This window comes from Acinetobacter junii CIP 64.5, from assembly GCF_000368765.1.
GTDB lineage: Bacteria > Pseudomonadota > Gammaproteobacteria > Pseudomonadales > Moraxellaceae > Acinetobacter > Acinetobacter junii.
The window spans coordinates 1,526,290-1,542,498 of the sequence record NZ_KB849655.1 but is presented as its reverse complement, the minus strand read 5'-3'; the positions used below and the strand labels follow the sequence as shown (position 1 = coordinate 1,542,498).

15 protein-coding genes are annotated in these 16,209 nt (G+C 37.7%); 9 read left to right on the top strand and 6 right to left on the bottom strand.

From position 1 onward, the window contains the following. Positions 1-287 precede the first annotated feature (287 nt). From F948_RS12940 to F948_RS12930, 3 genes are all read left to right on the top strand, one after another. Positions 288-791, top strand: a complete 504-nt coding sequence (locus F948_RS12940; RefSeq protein ID WP_409360452.1) for a pilin — start codon at positions 288-290, stop codon at positions 789-791. A gap of 213 nt (positions 792-1,004) precedes the next feature. After that, positions 1,005-1,421 (top strand): pilin, encoded by a 417-nt coding sequence (locus F948_RS12935; RefSeq protein ID WP_004964574.1) that lies wholly within the window; start codon positions 1,005-1,007, stop codon positions 1,419-1,421. A 213-nt stretch (positions 1,422-1,634) separates the two neighbouring features. Continuing rightward, complete coding sequence (locus tag F948_RS12930; RefSeq protein WP_004964569.1) at positions 1,635-3,266, top strand: PglL family O-oligosaccharyltransferase; 1,632 nt, start codon at positions 1,635-1,637, stop codon at positions 3,264-3,266. A gap of 49 nt (positions 3,267-3,315) precedes the next feature. Here the strand turns inward: F948_RS12930 and bfr are convergent, their stop codons facing one another. The 6 genes from bfr to gmk all read right to left on the bottom strand — a co-directional run bounded on the left by bfr (position 3,316) and on the right by gmk (position 8,226). Beyond that, complete coding sequence (gene bfr, locus F948_RS12925) at positions 3,316-3,780, bottom strand: heteropolymeric bacterioferritin subunit Bfr (protein ID WP_004909585.1); 465 nt, start codon at positions 3,778-3,780, stop codon at positions 3,316-3,318. 223 nt (positions 3,781-4,003) lie between these two features. After that, on the bottom strand, positions 4,004-4,198 hold the full coding sequence (locus F948_RS12920) for a bacterioferritin-associated ferredoxin (protein WP_004909583.1): 195 nt from the start codon (positions 4,196-4,198) through the stop codon (positions 4,004-4,006). A gap of 218 nt (positions 4,199-4,416) precedes the next feature. Beyond that, positions 4,417-4,800, bottom strand: coding sequence for a RidA family protein (locus F948_RS12915; protein WP_004964563.1), 384 nt, complete (start codon positions 4,798-4,800; stop codon positions 4,417-4,419). Positions 4,801-4,939: 139 nt separating this feature from the next. Further along, positions 4,940-7,045 (bottom strand): RelA/SpoT family protein, encoded by a 2,106-nt coding sequence (locus F948_RS12910; protein ID WP_004964561.1) that lies wholly within the window; start codon positions 7,043-7,045, stop codon positions 4,940-4,942. Between the two features lie 208 nt (positions 7,046-7,253). Continuing rightward, on the bottom strand, positions 7,254-7,532 hold the full coding sequence (gene rpoZ / locus F948_RS12905; protein WP_004909577.1) for a DNA-directed RNA polymerase subunit omega: 279 nt from the start codon (positions 7,530-7,532) through the stop codon (positions 7,254-7,256). 70 nt (positions 7,533-7,602) lie between these two features. After that, positions 7,603-8,226, bottom strand: coding sequence for a guanylate kinase (gmk, locus tag F948_RS12900; RefSeq protein ID WP_004909574.1), 624 nt, complete (start codon positions 8,224-8,226; stop codon positions 7,603-7,605). A gap of 102 nt (positions 8,227-8,328) precedes the next feature. On the opposite strand from gmk, the gene ispH reads away from it, so the two are divergent. From ispH to F948_RS12870, 6 genes are all read left to right on the top strand, one after another. Next, on the top strand, positions 8,329-9,279 hold the full coding sequence (gene ispH, locus F948_RS12895; RefSeq protein WP_004909571.1) for a 4-hydroxy-3-methylbut-2-enyl diphosphate reductase: 951 nt from the start codon (positions 8,329-8,331) through the stop codon (positions 9,277-9,279). Positions 9,280-9,419: 140 nt separating this feature from the next. After that, positions 9,420-9,950 carry a pilus assembly FimT family protein gene (locus tag F948_RS12890; protein WP_004909569.1) on the top strand — a complete coding sequence of 177 codons (531 nt, stop codon included), beginning with the start codon at positions 9,420-9,422 and terminating at the stop codon, positions 9,948-9,950. Between the two features lie 3 nt (positions 9,951-9,953). Then, positions 9,954-10,517 carry a type IV pilus modification protein PilV gene (gene pilV, locus F948_RS12885; protein WP_004909566.1) on the top strand — a complete coding sequence of 188 codons (564 nt, stop codon included), beginning with the start codon at positions 9,954-9,956 and terminating at the stop codon, positions 10,515-10,517. A 1-nt stretch (position 10,518) separates the two neighbouring features. Then, complete coding sequence (locus F948_RS12880; protein WP_004964554.1) at positions 10,519-11,505, top strand: PilW family protein; 987 nt, start codon at positions 10,519-10,521, stop codon at positions 11,503-11,505. After that, positions 11,505-12,311, top strand: coding sequence for a hypothetical protein (locus F948_RS12875; protein WP_004964551.1), 807 nt, complete (start codon positions 11,505-11,507; stop codon positions 12,309-12,311). Before F948_RS12880 ends, F948_RS12875 begins: the two co-directional genes overlap by 1 nt. A gap of 14 nt (positions 12,312-12,325) precedes the next feature. Continuing rightward, positions 12,326-16,198 carry a PilC/PilY family type IV pilus protein gene (locus F948_RS12870; protein ID WP_004964548.1) on the top strand — a complete coding sequence of 1,291 codons (3,873 nt, stop codon included), beginning with the start codon at positions 12,326-12,328 and terminating at the stop codon, positions 16,196-16,198. The last annotated feature ends 11 nt before the right edge of the window (positions 16,199-16,209 follow it).

Here is a 16,209-nt window from a genome sequence, read left to right as displayed (position 1 = left end):
AGTAAAACTCTGTGATTAAATTCTCTTTTAATTGCGAAAATCACTAAAAAAACAGTACAAAGTTCTTAGGTAAGGTCTCAAGCTTGCCAAATGGTGACATATTTTGTCATTTATTATTTCTTTTTGTCAAAAAAAGAGGGGCTTTTGTTCATGCTGAATAATGTTTTAAGTCTCTGTTTTTTTGGGTTAAAATTCGATAAGCTAAGGACTGGCATAGAACATGCTGAATACAAGTAGCTAATAAAAGCTTATAAAAATTTATACATTGGAGAAATGTTATGAAATCAATGCAAAAGGGTTTTACTCTTATTGAATTAATGATCGTTGTAGCAATCATCGGTATTTTGGCTGCTATCGCGATTCCTGCATATCAGAACTATATCGCGCGTTCACAAGCTTCAGAAGCTTTAAGTTTATTAGGTGGTTTAAAGACACCGTTGATTGATATTACAGGTTCTTCTGGTTTAGCGAATGCATGTAGTACAAATGCTGCTGTCGCTGCACAGGTTGGTCCTCCAGCTGTAGCAGCTATACCAGCAGGTGCTCTTAACTCAGCTAATGGGTACACTTTATCCGGTAAGTATGTGAGTGGTATTACAGCTGTTCCTACAGGCACAACACAATGTAAATTAATTGCAACATTCAAGCCAGCAGGTAGTGGTCTTAATGATAAAATTGCAGGTAAAAAAGTTGCATTTACTTATACAGTTGCTACTGGTGATTGGTCTTGCACATCTAATTTAGATCAGTCTGTACGTCCAAGTAGCTGTAGTGAAGATACTACTCTGTAATATTAGTTTGTGAAAAAACGCATCTATCTAGATGCGTTTTTTTATTCTTGTTTTTTATCTCTTATATATCATTAAGCGCATTAATATTTGCAGTAAGAATATGACAATAATTGTTAATTGAAATATATTTAATTATTTAAATTATTGAAAAATATTGATTAATTTTTTGGCATTATTCTTGTATGTATTAAAGTAAATATATAGGGGAAGCTGATGAGTAATAAGGGATTCACACTGATTGAAGTGATGATTGTAATTGCTATTATTGGCATATTAACAACAATCGCTATGCCGATGTATCAAATGTATACAGTACGAGCTAAAGTGACTACAGCGTTACATGAAATAACGAGTGGTAGAACATCTTATGAATTACTGGTTAATCAGAATTATGGAGGTGTTATAGATCCATCGGCACTTAGTTTACCGAGTATGACGAAACAATGTCGTATTAGTATTAACTTACCAGACTCAACTGGATTGGCTGTAAAAGCGATTCGATGCCAGTTACATCCTATGGATATTATTGGGAATAATGCTGAGATTTATCTAACCAGAACTAATACAGGAATATATAGTTGTCATACTGAAAATTTACCAGACAGATTTACTCCTAATAATTGTGACTGAGGGTTATGCCCTAAACTCAGAATTAAAAGTCCGAGTCAGGTATCATGTCAACAACATGGTGTTACACTTCAAATGATAATCTAAGTAAAGAAAAAGGCGAAGTCGTTAAAATTGTAGATTTGCGTCCTTGGCAGTAATCATTGGATTCTGATTTTAATTTGTAGAAAAGAGCTTCGGTGTATAATGCGTCAAAGCTCTATTCCCCCTTAAAGTATGCAAATCTTCTGTTTAATAATTGCAAGTGTACTCATAGCATTCGGTTGGCTCTCTCCTTTCCATACCTATCCTTGGGTAACCTTCTCAAGTGAGCTTGCAAGTTTTGGTGCAGCCTTTGCTGTAATGACTTTGTTTCTAATAAAAGAGATCAAAATTCCGCGTCCTCAAATTCTGATGTTGATCATTGTTTTATTGCCGCTACTTCAGTTTTGTTCCGGGTTAATAGTAGATTTAAGTGTTGCCTTTCTAAGTTTTGCCTATCTTTTTACTTTTTGGCTGATGATGTTATGTGGATATAACTTATCACTACAGGCTGAAAATCGTGAAAAGCTTATGATTGGCTTTAGCTTAGTTGTTTTAATTGCTGGATTGCTGAGTAGCTTTATGGCGGTAGTCCAATGGTTAAATCTTGAATCCTATATTTATGGAATCATGGGGTTAAGAGGGAACCGCCCTTACGCTAATTTTGGACAACCTAATAATCTATCGACCTTTTTGGTGATGGCATTGATGGGTGGGCTTTATCTATATGAGAAAAGAAAAGTATCTCTATGGTTGCTTATCCCTTCTTCTCTAATCCTATTGTTTACAATTACATTGACGCAATCAAGAACAGCATGGATTGTTTGTATATTTTTCTTTTTTTATTGGATTTATAAGCAGCATAAAAATAATCCGCGCTTTAACTTCCCTAAATTGCTTCTATGGACTTTATTGTATTTTGTGATTGCGGGCTATTTACTTCCATATTTAACGCAGTTTATGAGTTCTAATTTGGGTACGGGAGTGGCTCATACAGCTTCTATTGTTCAAAGAGCAGGTTCAGGACATGAAAGGTTAGGCATGTGGATGCAAATTCTGCATGCGATTGCAGAACGTCCTTGGTTTGGCTACGGCTGGAATCAAACAAGTATCGCTGTAGTCGAGAGTATTGAGTTTAATACTGTTCAAGTTTGGTTTAATAGCGCCCACAACATTGTCCTTGATCTTTTAATTTGGAATGGTGTTCCGCTTGGTGTTTTGATTATTGGATATTTATCTCTATGGTTGTTATGGTTAAACAAGACGGCAAAAGATAGTACCTCAATTATCGCGATTATGATGGTTTGTGCGATTTTGATTCATGCTATGTTGGAGTTCCCGCAGCGTTATGCGTATTTTCTGTTGCCAATGGGTTTCTTGCTGGGGCTTATTCAAGCACAAACACCGCAATTAAAAGGTATTACCATTCAAAAAAATGTCGTGCGTTGTGTATGGTTGATCAGTGTCATTGTTCTTTTGTTGATCTGGCGGGATTACAAACTGTTTCAGGATAACAGTCGCCTTATCTTTAAAGGTAAACAACCTACCGAAGAAATATTGGGTAGCTCAAGAATTTTATTATTAACACAATTTCAGAAGCGTTTAGATTGGATAGCCTTAGATCCTAAAACAAGGTTTTCTGAAGCGCAGTTAAGTGAATTTGCTGAGATGGTGAAGAATAAGGCGACACCGTATAACTTGAAGAAATTTGCACAAGTATTGGTCTACAATCAGCAAAATAAGGAAGCTGAGAAATACCTTTACATACTTAATCGTTTGTATAAAAAAGATGTGAGTTTGGCTGACATTATTGAGTTAAATCAATAGTTTAAATGATAAAAAAGAGCGACATTAAGTCGCTCTTTTTTTATATGTTTTAAAGTTGGCTTTGAATATAGTTTTCAATGCCAACATTTTCAATAAGATCTAATTGAGTATCTAACCAATCCCAGTATTCTTCTTCTTTCTCTAGAATTTCTTGAACTAAATCACGTGTTACATAGTCTTGTTGCGTTTCTGATAGCTCTACAGCTTGCTTGAGTGCTTCAATATTTTCTTTAACTTTGCGAATGTCGCAATTTAGGACTTCTTCTGTGTGCTGTCCGATATAAAGTTTGCCTAAGTGCTGCAGATTAGGTAAACCTTCAAGAAACAAGATGCGTTCAATAATCTTATCAGCATGTTTCATTTGGCGAATAGATTCTTTGTATTCAGCTGAACCTAATTTTTCAATTCCCCAATCATTGAACATACGCGAGTGTAAAAAATATTGGTTGATCGCAGTTAAATGGTGATAAAGCACCTGATTCAATTGATTAATGACTTCACGATTGCCTTTCATTGCACTTACTCCGTAAACATCCAGTAATACCCTAATCGCTAAGGCAATTTAGATTATATTAATCAACAAATGGATTTGGCGCGAGTAATTTATTGAACGGCAAATGAAAATCACAATCAAAAGCAGATGATGTGAGTCTCATTTGCATAGAGAAGGTTAAAGTAAGACTTAATTTTAATAGTGGTAGTTAAAGCAGGGTTATTATTAAAATATTTGAAAGGAGTTATGCAGCGACAGAAATACGTGCTGCAATTTCAGCGAGTTCTTCATTGATAATTGAACGAGCTTCAGGAACACAGCGACCACAACAAGTGCCTAAGTCGAGTAAATCACGAATTTCACGATAGCTTTCAGCGCCATTTGCAACAGCATCTTTGATATCTTGGTCTGTGATTCCACGGCATAAACAAACATACATGGGAGTGATCCACAAATATTAATGCGATAATTGATATTATTGATAATTATTATCGTTTGTCAATGAATTTCATTCTGATAGTGAATATATTCTTATTGAGAATTTGAATAAAAAAAGATCATTTGAGAGGAAATCCGAGTTATACACGGAATTCCTCTCGAGATTGATGACCAATTAAAAATGCAATTTATTAATTAAGTATTTAATTTTTTTATAGATTATTGGTTAATAATAACGATGCCATCCATTTCAACCAATGCACCTTTGGGAAGGCTAGCAACCCCCAATGCTGCACGAGCAGGGTAAGGTTGTGCAAAGTATTCGCCCATGATTTGATTCACAAGTTGGAAATGAGATAAATCTGTAAGGAAAATATTGAGTTTTGCGATATCTGCTAAGCTTCCACCCGCTGCAGTACATACAGCTTTTAGGTTGTCAAATACTCTACGAATTTGAGCTTCGATTCCATCCACAAGTTCCATACTATAAGGGTCTAAGCCAATTTGGCCTGAAAGGTAAAGCGTATTACCGACTAAAATTGCTTGAGAATACGTTCCGATCGCAGCTGGCGCATGTTCAGTATGAATTACTTGACGTGACATTAAGCTCTCCTATGTCGTTTTTATCATAAAACAATGTGACTTTAACACAAAAGATCGCCCACGAAACTGCCTACGACTGCTGAGTCGCAGTCGATTATTGTCATGATTTATATCTGCTAGTGAGGATAAGTGTTAGATTTTATACTTTGGCAATTTCAGTTTGCACAATTGGCATATTGAGGCGTTCTATTCGAGGGAATCCAAAATGCATTCGTAAATCACGGATAATTTGCGCGATCTGATTACGGTTACTGACGACTATATTGACGTAAGTTTTATGATCTTGTGATTCCACCATCTCTACGCCAGTTTTAGCTTTTCGGCACTGGTAGATCAGATCGGAAATTTGTTCATCATTCATCATCATATGAATGCATAGATAGGCACTAAAACGAACATCATCAACTTCTTCAGCTTGCCAATGTAGGGGCATAATATTTTCAGGATGAAGATGCTGCTCATGTAGTAAATTACGACAGCGTGAACGATGGACGATTAATCCTCTTCGAGATAAATGCCCTTGAATTGGATCACCGAGAACAGGATTACAACAGTGTGCATATTTGACATCGACACCTTCTGTGCCTGAGATCAAACGGTCTGATGTTGCTTGGTGCTGTGTATGATGATCTTGCGCAAACAAATGGTTAGCAACTAGTTGAGGCAATAAGTCGCCCACTGCAATTTGCTCAAACAAGGTATCTTTGCTACTTAAATGACGCCACTCCAATACATTAATCCAATCCGTTTGAGAAAGATCATCTATTGAGCGGTGGAAAAGTTTTAGTGCGCGATTAAGAGCTTGTTGACCAACAAGACGTTGTTCATCTATGTCTTGCTCTCGGAGCATGTTTTGGAGAGCACGTCGAGCTTTTTGCGTATTAATGAAACTCAGCCAATCTGGGTTTGGGGTGGCGAGTACATCAGTAATGATTTCAACAACCTGTCCACTGTGTAAGGGTGTTGATAAAGGGCGAATTTCACCATCAACCTTTGCACCAACAGCATGATTACCTAAAAATAAGCTGGCAGAATAGGCAAAATCTACAACAGTTGCGCCCTGTGGTAGTTCATGTAACTGTCCGTGAGGTGTGTAGACCCAAATTTTTTCTTGATGTAAATAATCAAGCAAATCACTAAAAGTAGTTTTTGCGCATTCACCATCAATGAGGGTGTTCAAGTTCTGCATAGAGGCTTGAATGGCTGAACGACAAGCTTGAGGCGCGTTCTCACCTAAAACCACACCAAAGCGAGCGGCTTTACGCATAAGTTCGGTTTGTATGGTGAGTGAAAGTGTAGTTTTTTCACCTTTTAATTTGATCATTAACGATTGGTTGCCACCTGGAAGTGGACGTCGGATGTGATCTTTGTATTGTAAAACTTGGAAGTTCTCTTTGAGTGCATCGACGAAGCGATCACAATCAGCAATGCTGTTTAAAATAATTTCAAAGGCATGGCTGTGGCTTAATTCATTTAAGTCTATTTCATTTTTTACAAAATGGCGTAGCAATTCAATATTATTGTTTTTCTTTTTAATACGGCCTTTTAAGTCGTATGTCTTTAATAAATCAGTTAGTTTTTGTTCCCATACTGTTTGATATTCACAGCGCTTTGGTTTTGTTGCAAGTAGGGCTGCTTGTACGTCGTTAAACATATCAAGATCAAGATTTTGATAACAGAGATGTTCCAAGTTATCAGCCATCTCATTCATACCAACCAAACGTGCCATCGGTACGAAAATATCAAAAGTTTCTTGTGCAATACGTGCTCTTTTATCGGGGCGTAAAGCATCCAAGGTCGTCATATTGTGATAACGATCGGCTAATTTAATAATAATGACACGAGGATCTTGTAAGGTTGCTTGCAGAATTTTCCGGAAAGAAGCGGCTTTGTTATATTCTTTATCACTGGAGTGGCTTAATTTTGTTACACCATCGACTAATTCGGCGACAACTATTCCAAATTTTTGTCCGATTTCATCTTTGGTAAATGCGGTATCTTCAATAACGTCATGTAATAAGGCTGCCATCAAAGTATCGGCATCCAAGCGCATATGTGCAAGTATGCAACTTACAGCTATAGGATGCAGTACATAAGGTTCACCACTTTTTCGAGTGATACCACTATGCGCTAAATCGGCAAAATCACAGGCAGCAAGCACACACTGAATTTCGCTATCTTTGAGATAGGCTTCAATGATGACTTTGAGTTGTTGCTTGGCTTGGCTGACCTCTTCGCCTGGCATAGAAAACACCTATATAACTTAAATTTCGATATTGAATTGCTTAGCTTCTAATGAAAAGCATATTGATAAACTTGTCAATTTGTTCATTGGAAAAAATATGAATTTTTTTCAATTAAACCGATTGCTTTTATCAATTTGAATCCAAATTTTCAATAAACAAAAAAGCCCAGTGTCTTCACATTGGGCTTCTTTATGCGAGCAGATTTACTTAAAATGTAAATCCTTCTAAATTCAAAGAATTTGTAGACAATACCATATCAAGATTTGATGTTTGGTAGTCTTGTTCGCGTTGTTTTAAGATGTCTTTTGTTACATGACCAATCGCAATTTCACGTAATGCAACGACTGTTGGCTTGTCATTATCCCACTCAACAGTTGGTTCCATGCCTTGACGTGCCAATTGACGTGCACGTTTACTCGCTACCAGTACCAACTCGAAGCGGTTATCTACATGGTCTAAACAATCTTCAACGGTTACACGTGCCATAAGTTGTCTCGTTTGAACATTACACTTGAAAAGACTAAATAGTATAAAAGGCTTTTGCTCAAGACTCAAGTTATTCGCGATTGAGTGTAATTAAGTTTTCAATCAACTTTTGATGGCGACTGCTTTGTTGCAGAGTGACTAAACGATTTGCCGTAATAATTGCTTCGAGATCATGCACAGCTTTGTTGAAATCATCATTGATAATGACATAGTCAAAACTAGCGAAATGGCGCATATCTTCAACTGCACAACTGAGGCGATGTTCGATCACATCGACTGAATCCGTACCACGGTTTGAAAGACGTTGTCTTAGGTCATACTGGGTTGGAGGGAGAATAAAAATTTGTTTTGATTCAGGGAAAAGGCGACGAACTTGTTCAGCACCTTGCCAGTCAATTTCGAGTAAAACATCGTGACCTTGTTGTAATTGTTCTTTTACTTTTGCTTGAGATGTGCCGTAATAATTACCAAATACTTCAGCGTACTCAATAAAACCACCTTGTTCTACTTGCTCTAAAAATGTTTCAGTATCAGTAAAATGATAGTGAACACCATCAAGTTCACCAGGGCGTTGTCCACGCGTAGTATGTGAGACAGAAACGTGTAGATTGCTGACTCGATCGAGTAGGGCTTTTACAAGAGATGTTTTGCCTGTTCCTGATGCCGCAGAAACGACAAACAATAGACCCGACATGATATTTTTCCTGATATGATAAAATATCTTGGCTATTGTAGTGTAGCGTGCCGCTAAACGAAATAGCTTGGCATAAATATTCAAATGATGAGAGAGGTTGTTATGGAAATCGTGTTGGCCAATCCAAGAGGTTTTTGTGCTGGTGTTGACCGTGCTATAGCGATCGTCAATCGTGCATTAGAATGTTTCAATCCACCGATCTATGTACGACATGAGGTCGTTCACAATAAATTTGTAGTCGATGATTTACGTCAAAGAGGTGCAGTGTTTGTTGATGAGCTGGACCAAGTTCCTGATGATTCAATTGTAATCTTTAGCGCTCATGGCGTATCAAAAGCCGTACAACAAGAAGCAGAACGTCGCGGTCTAAAAGTATTTGATGCTACTTGCCCGTTGGTGACCAAAGTTCATATTGAAGTCACTAAATATGCTCGTGAAGGCACAGAAGCTATTTTAATAGGGCATGAAGGCCATCCAGAAGTTGAAGGTACGATGGGGCAATATGATAAATCCAAAGGTGGAGAGATTTATCTCGTTGAAGATGAAGATGATGTGGAAGCGTTAGTTGTCAAACATCCTGAAAAAGTTGCTTTTGTAACCCAAACAACACTTTCAATCGACGATACAGCGAAAGTGATTGATGCTCTGAGAAAAAAATATCCGATGATCATGGGACCGCGTAAGGATGATATCTGTTATGCCACTCAAAATCGTCAAGATGCGGTACGTGATTTGGCGGAACAATGTGATGTAGTGTTGGTGGTAGGTTCTCCGAATTCATCCAATTCAAACCGTTTGCGTGAACTGGCTGAGCGTATGGGTAAATCAGCTTATTTGGTTGATAATGCAGAAGAACTAGAAAAAGATTGGTTTAAGTCAGACAGTAAAATTGGTGTGACGGCTGGTGCATCCGCGCCTGAAATTCTCATCAAGCAGGTCATTCAGCGTTTACAGGATTGGGGTGCGACTCCTCCGCAAGAGCTTCAAGGTCGCGAGGAAAATATTACTTTTAGCCTACCCAAAGAGTTACGAATACAGGTGATACAGGCCTAATTTGTATAGAAAAATGTGAACTCAAAACGGATGGACGACACTCCATCCGTTTTTTTATGATGCTTATCTGCTTTGTATTGGTTCTGTAAGAGATAAGTTTATTATTAATATAAGTAAAAGTTTTTCTTGGGTGCGGAGCGATGGGGAAAAATCGAGGATTCACCTTAATAGAATTGATGGTAACGATTGCTGTGCTGGCGATTGTGGCTTCAATTGCAGCGCCAAGTTTCAAAGCTGTAAGGGCTCAGCAAAAAATAGACTATTCAACCAAGGATTTAGAAAAAGTCTTATTACAGGCACGTTATGATGCAATCTTACATCGACAAAGAATGATGGTAAATTTAGGGCAAATAGGTACCTCTAGTACAAATACACTATATTGGTCTGTTCCTGATGAGCAAACTTTGTCTTTTAAAAAGTTCGTGTGTACAAGTAATAAATGGCAGGGAACGCTTATTGACGGTGTAAAGCAACTGATATTTGCAACTGATGGTACAGCTGAACTATTTCGTGGTTATACAGATGATGATGGCAATGCACAAAGGCAAAAACAAGAACTTTCCTCTATTGAGGTCATTATATCGAATGGTAATACTTCTAAGTATGTAGAAATTAGCCCACTTGGTAAAATAACCACAAAAGATCAATCCAGACAAGATCAGGAGTGCTGATAAATGGGAATTCAGTATCAGAAAGGGGTAGGGTTGGTTGAGGTTCTCGTTGCATTATTACTTCTAGCAGTAGGGGTTTTAGGTTTTACTTTGTTGCAAGTGAGTGCATTAAATTCATCTATAGAAGCATCCAAACGTATTCAAGCCATGAGTTTGGCTAAAGATATTGCAGAGCGTATTCGGGCAAATCAAGAGGGTTTGATTAAAGATATAGAAGGGGAAGCTGATTCGGATGGTAAAAAAGAGATTTATAAAGCCTATATTAAGGGCTTTGAGGGTAAAGAGAATTTAAGTAGTTATAGTTATACCAATTGTTTTGGGACAGCAAATGCTTGCAATAGTGAAAATTTTGCGAAAGAAGATGCAAAGCAGGCACTATATAAAGCTTATCAAATGGGAATGAAAATTGGTTTAAGTCAATGTGCTGGAGCAGTACAGAGAAACCGTTACTGTATTTATGTGGCTTGGGATGAAACAAATCCGAAAGATGGTTCAAATACTAATGATTGCACTAAAAATGGAAGCTATGGTTTAGATACAAAATGTATAGTCTTGGAGGCATATTGAGATGAGTAAACAACTTGGTATGACCTTGATTGAATTGATGGTTGCATTGGCATTAGGATTAATTATTACTGCTGCTGGTTTTCAATTATTTGTTTCAGGTACGATTAATTATAGCTTGCAAAAGACGCTAGGTGAATTGCAGGATAATGGTAACTTTGGTTTAAATTATATTACTAAAGATATTCGTCTAGCGAATTTAGATGCAAATCTGGCTGTGATTAATGATCGAAATTTATATAGTGGGATCGTGCTGACAAGTTTGGAAAGCTATTCTGGATTGACAGCGGATGATAAGGCTGTACAAACGGCCAATTTGCCTCTCCATTTAACAAATGCGGATACAACTAAAATATCTCTTCTAACCCAAGGATATGGTCAAACAAACTGGGCTGGTCAAACGAATATAAATGAATATAAAAGTGATCAGTTGGTGATTCAATATAAAGCAATTATTGCAGGGGCTATGGATTGTGAGGGTAATAGCATTACACAAGCAGAGATAGATCAAGGTACATTTATTGTACAACGATATTTTTTAAGAAAAGATGGAAATGAGCTTGCTTTAGCGTGTGATGCGGGACGTTATAAAACATTACTTGCAACATCTGACTTACCTACCACGATTAGTAATTATGGAGGAAATGGAGAAATTATTATACGTAGAGTTGACCATTTTCACGTGTTGCTAGGGATTAAAGATAATAGTAAAGATGAATTTAAATATATGTCGATTAAAGATTATATGGGAAATAATAATAGTCTTATAAAAGATGGAACACCTAGAAATCGTATTATGTCTGTACAGCTGGGTATATTAATGCGTGGTGTGGAAACAATCCCAGGTGGGCAAGATGTACCTGAAACATTCCAAATATTAGACCAAAGTGTTTCGCTTAATAATGCTGCTAAATCAAAAAGATATATTCGGGAGGTCGTCACACAAACGATTGCTTTACGTAATGGTTATGGATTGATGGAGAGCTTGTAATGTCTATGTTCTATCAGCGTGGTGCGACACTGATCACTATACTTTTTGTATTATTGCTTGTGACAGTAGTTGGTACATTTGCAGTCAAACAAAGTATTGTGGGTTTAGGAATTGCGACCAATAGCCAAGCTCGAAATTTAATGCAGCAAACTGCGGATGCTGTCTTTTTTGCTTTGGAACAGGACAATAAAGACAATGCCATTTTACAAAAAAACCTAAGTTCGTTAGGTATGTTGGGGATGGTAAAGTCAGATAATTTTTTAACTAAAGAATTAGTATTTTGCTATCGTCCAAAATCACAAAAAACAATGTTTGATTTGAATAAGGCAAGTATCGTGTCTTGGCAAGAAACAACTGATCCAACTGACAATACTAAGAAAATTACTCAAATTAAAAATGATGAATTAGGGATTACAGGTTTTTGCCAGTACACATCAAATGATTTTAGTAGTGGTAGAGATATTATGATCTCACAAATCGCGGTTAAAAAAAGTGCTGTGAATAGTGATGTTCCTTTTAAGTTCTATCCAATTGGAACGGATACTTCTACAGTACAACTCGACAATATTCAGCCAGTACGGGTAGTGGTCACGACAGTAATCCCAAGTATGGTATCAGGTGGTAATGCTTGGAGTTCAAATACGACAGAAATTAATAAATGTTTTAAAAATTACACCAATGAGAAGTCGAAAGAGTACACGGACACTGAAACGGTAGCAGACTGTTTTGAAAAGCTGGGTGTGCCCTACAGTCAGCAAGTCATGGACTATGCCGTGGTAAGTTACGCAACGAAACAAGGTAGTTAGGCGAGGATAATGCAATGAAAAATATCAACTTGAAAAAATTGGTCGTTGCTTGCCAAGCGGCTACTTTTACTTTAGCCACCAGTGTAGCTGTCACCACTCAAGCCAGTGATATCGAACTCTATAAAGCACCACAAACTTCACAAACCACACTGATGTTTATGTTGGATGTGTCTGGGAGTATGGACGGAAGTCGTATAAGGGATCTTAAAAAAGGTATGACCACTCTGTTACAAGGTGACAGTAGTGCAGGGATTGCCCCATTGGATGATAAGTTAGTGGTGGGTTTATCTACTTTTAGTGCGGCAACAGGGCGTATTAAACTTGAAGCAAAACCTTTAGGTGATCCTGTACAATTGGCTGGAAATAGAGAGGTGTTTAGGACAGTCCAACAAGTAGAGCAACAAGCACAAAGAACAAGAACACGTACTAAAACAAATGAAGAATGGCAAGAGCGTATAAGAGTACAAACTCGTTCATGTGGTTTTTGGTGTGGAAGTTGGTCGGCTTGGAGTAATCCTGGATGGACAAATAAAACGTCTAATGGGAGTTGGTCCGACTGGGTAGAGTCTGGTTGGAGTTTGACAGGAAGTGAAGTAGTTAAAAGCACCATTGCTCAAGAGTGTGTAGATTGGGAGAGCAATTATAAATGTAAGACAAATGGTTGGGTAGCAACTACAAAGCGTGCAGAAGATTTTATAGGAACTATTCCTGTATCTCAAACGGGTAATGTGACGTATTCCAATCTCACAAATATTTCTACAGATTCAGCAACCTCCCCTGCTCAATCAATACCTGCGATGGATGAGACACAATGTGTGGACTCAGATTTTTTTGATCGTTGTCTTAAACAAGAAAATAAACTAACTCAAAATGGAAAAAAAACGACTACTACTGAAAAAGTTGATCAGGAAGCCACTGCCTCATTTACAAAGAGTATTATCTATACAGGTGCAGCCTATGAAACACATCGTAAAAAGATGTTGAGGGAAGTAAATAGTTTAAGTGTTGGTGATAGTACGCCTACAGGTTATGCTTATGCTGAGGTGGCGGCTTATATGATGGGACAAACAACAAAAGGACAAACAGGGAGTGGTTTTGCAGAATCGATTGTAGGTAATATTCGGGATACTGATAATTATAAGAAACCTACACAAATTGATTCTACCAAGCAGTGTAATACGCAAGGTATTTACTTTTTAACGGATGGTCAACCACAGTATTATTATAATAAACAAAGAAGTACATTAGAAGAATTTATGAAAAAAGCCCTTGGTTCTAAGGGAAGTAGCTTTTCTTGCTCAAATCCGAGTACCTTGGGAAAAAGGGGGAGTGGTTATAGTACTAATAGTACAATGAGTTCTCCAAACGGATGGGATTGTATTGGTGCTTTTACTCAGGCATTAATCAACCCTAACTTAAATCCATCGGGAACTGAAATATTGACGGCTGTTGTTGGATTTGGTTCCGACTTTAGTACGGGAAGTGGAAATGATATTAGTGATGCTAGAGACTGGGGAACACTAGGAAAAGGCGGATGGTATTCAGGTAATGATGATAAAGCCGTAGTTGATAGTGTAAATGCCTTTGTAAAAAAACTTGGAAAATATATTCCTCCTGTAACCACGGGTTCAGTAACAATTCCTGTTGATAATTTGGATACACAAAATATCCAGCCTTGGGGTTATTTCCCACAATTTGACCCTAAACCTGATGCAGTTGGGAGTACAGGTGTGGTCACTTGGTTAGGAAATCTGAAAAAGTATAGAGTCGTAGATGGAGTTTTAAAAGATCGTGATTCTAATACGATTACCAACAGTAATGGGCTTTTAAAAGATGACCTTAATGATTATTGGGCAGATACATCAATTAAAAAAACCATTGAAAAAGAAGTGGATGGCGTAAAAATAAGTCAGGAAGTGAAGGTTGGAGGAGCGTTAAGTCGTATGTTGCTGGGTTATAGTACAGCCCAGACCCCAAACGAAAGGAGAATTTTTACGGATCGTACTATTAAGCAGAATAGTACAGATAATAGTCAAAATGATATTGGTACTATAAGTTCAGGTAACCTTATAAAGTTGGGACGAGATGACTTTATTTCAAGCAGTTCAAATTTGTATAAACAAGACCCTAAAAGAGCATATCTATTGTCATTATTTGGTTATCCAGTGGGCAAAGACTTAGCTTATAACGTTGAACTATATCCTAAAGAGGAAACATTTCAGACTGAATTAGAACAACTCATTCAGCAAACGCCAAAAAGAGATTGGTTAATGGGATCTGTAATGCACTCCAAACCGATCTTGATTACTCAGGAGGGGACTACAAAATACGATGCAGAGAATAAAGTGACTACCTATGATAAACGTGATGATTTAATTGTTTTTGGTACGACACAAGGCTTGTTACATATAGTACGTGCAGGCACATCTGCAGCGGATGGAGATGCAGGAAAAGAAGTTTTTACCTTTGTCCCAAATGAAATAATTGAAAAACAAGCAAAAGGCTTTTTGTCACAAGACAATCAGTCATCAAATTTGCAATATGGCTTGGATGGGCAATGGACAGCTTATACTGAGTTTGTCACGAAAAAAGGCACAAATGTTAATGAACCTGTAGTGACTGTGAAAGGTGGTAAACAATGGTTGTATGGTGGGTTGCGTATGGGAGGTAAAAGCTATTATGCGCTAGACCTATCTGATGTGACATCAAGTAGCGGTACGCCAAAACTTAAATTCCATATTAATCCAGCAGGAACATGTAGTACCACAAATGCTTTGGGCTGTATGGGGCAAAGCTGGTCTAAACCAACGCTTACATGGGTTAATTGGCAAGGCCAACGTAAACTAGTGATGCTAGTTGGTGGTGGTTATGACGCTGCATACGAAAGTTCTGTAGATTATACCCCAAGTAACACAGATCAAGGCGCAGGCATTTATATGTTCGATGCAGACAATGGTAATTTGTTATGGTGGGCAAGTGCTAATGCAGGATCAACCAATACCGCAACCAACAAAACTTATGCTGCCGAGATGAAGCGTAGCGTGGTCAGTAGCATCAAGGCTATTGATCGTAATAGTGATGGTATTACTGATCATCTCTACTTTGGTGATTTGGGCGGACAGGTTTGGCGTGTTGATTTAAATGCCTCATCTAAGGCAGGAAAGGATGAAAACTTCGCTATTCGTGCAGTGCGTATTTTAGATATGTCTGGCTCAACCAAAGTACCTCGTTTTTATAATGCACCAAACTTCACGATTCATAATTCAAATAATGGACTGTTTGCTGCGGTTAGTATCGGTTCCGGTAATTTGAGCTATCCAATGTCTGCATCTACTAATACTGATGATGGTGTATATGTAATATATGATAAGGATGTAACACGTCGTAATTTAGCTGTATTAACAACATCAGAACTATATACTCAAGATGTTAAACCAAGTGCCACAGGTGGGAAAAAGCTGATACAGAATACCAATGGTATTACCAAAACTACCCTTACCAGTGGTGGATGGTACTATCCTCTAGGAACAAAAAAGCGAGTTTTAAATGAAACGGTTGCAATTGATGGTGATTTATATGTAAGTATCTTTGATTCATCTGTTGATATTAATGATGTGAACTGCGCTGGTGGTGTACGAGGTGAAAGTAACGCAAAACAGTTCTGTCTACCTTATGGTGATGGGGATTGTAAACTTGTTCAGGATTCAGGTAGTGGCACTGGAGGAGGAAGTTCCGATGAAATTTTCTTAGGTAAAGGAAATGTTGGTATTAGTTTTGGGGGGATTAGCCGAGACAGAAATATCGTACTGAACTTGCCAACAGATAAAACATTAAGAACATATACTGGAAAAACCAAGTTCGTTTCCCAGCGTTGGTATGAGCGTTAAGGCGGGATATT

Bases quoted from the DNA above. Each gene is read 5' to 3' on its own strand.
- F948_RS12890 (WP_004909569.1), top strand. From the start codon at position 9,420: ATGGGGAAAAATCGAGGATTCACCTTAATAGAATTGATGGTAACGATT.
- F948_RS12880 (WP_004964554.1), top strand. From the start codon at position 10,519: ATGAGTAAACAACTTGGTATGACCTTGATTGAATTGATGGTTGCATTG.
- F948_RS12935 (WP_004964574.1), top strand. From the start codon at position 1,005: ATGAGTAATAAGGGATTCACACTGATTGAAGTGATGATTGTAATTGCT.
- F948_RS12875 (WP_004964551.1), top strand. From the start codon at position 11,505: ATGTCTATGTTCTATCAGCGTGGTGCGACACTGATCACTATACTTTTT.
- F948_RS12930 (WP_004964569.1), top strand. From the start codon at position 1,635: ATGCAAATCTTCTGTTTAATAATTGCAAGTGTACTCATAGCATTCGGT.
- F948_RS12910 (WP_004964561.1), bottom strand. From the start codon at position 7,045: ATGCCAGGCGAAGAGGTCAGCCAAGCCAAGCAACAACTCAAAGTCATC.
- F948_RS12870 (WP_004964548.1), top strand. From the start codon at position 12,326: ATGAAAAATATCAACTTGAAAAAATTGGTCGTTGCTTGCCAAGCGGCT.
- F948_RS12940 (WP_409360452.1), top strand. From the start codon at position 288: ATGCAAAAGGGTTTTACTCTTATTGAATTAATGATCGTTGTAGCAATC.
- rpoZ (WP_004909577.1), bottom strand. From the start codon at position 7,532: ATGGCACGTGTAACCGTTGAAGATTGTTTAGACCATGTAGATAACCGC.
- F948_RS12920 (WP_004909583.1), bottom strand. From the start codon at position 4,198: ATGTATGTTTGTTTATGCCGTGGAATCACAGACCAAGATATCAAAGAT.
- ispH (WP_004909571.1), top strand. From the start codon at position 8,329: ATGGAAATCGTGTTGGCCAATCCAAGAGGTTTTTGTGCTGGTGTTGAC.
- bfr (WP_004909585.1), bottom strand. From the start codon at position 3,780: ATGAAAGGCAATCGTGAAGTCATTAATCAATTGAATCAGGTGCTTTAT.
- gmk (WP_004909574.1), bottom strand. From the start codon at position 8,226: ATGTCGGGTCTATTGTTTGTCGTTTCTGCGGCATCAGGAACAGGCAAA.
- pilV (WP_004909566.1), top strand. From the start codon at position 9,954: ATGGGAATTCAGTATCAGAAAGGGGTAGGGTTGGTTGAGGTTCTCGTT.
- F948_RS12915 (WP_004964563.1), bottom strand. From the start codon at position 4,800: ATGTCACGTCAAGTAATTCATACTGAACATGCGCCAGCTGCGATCGGA.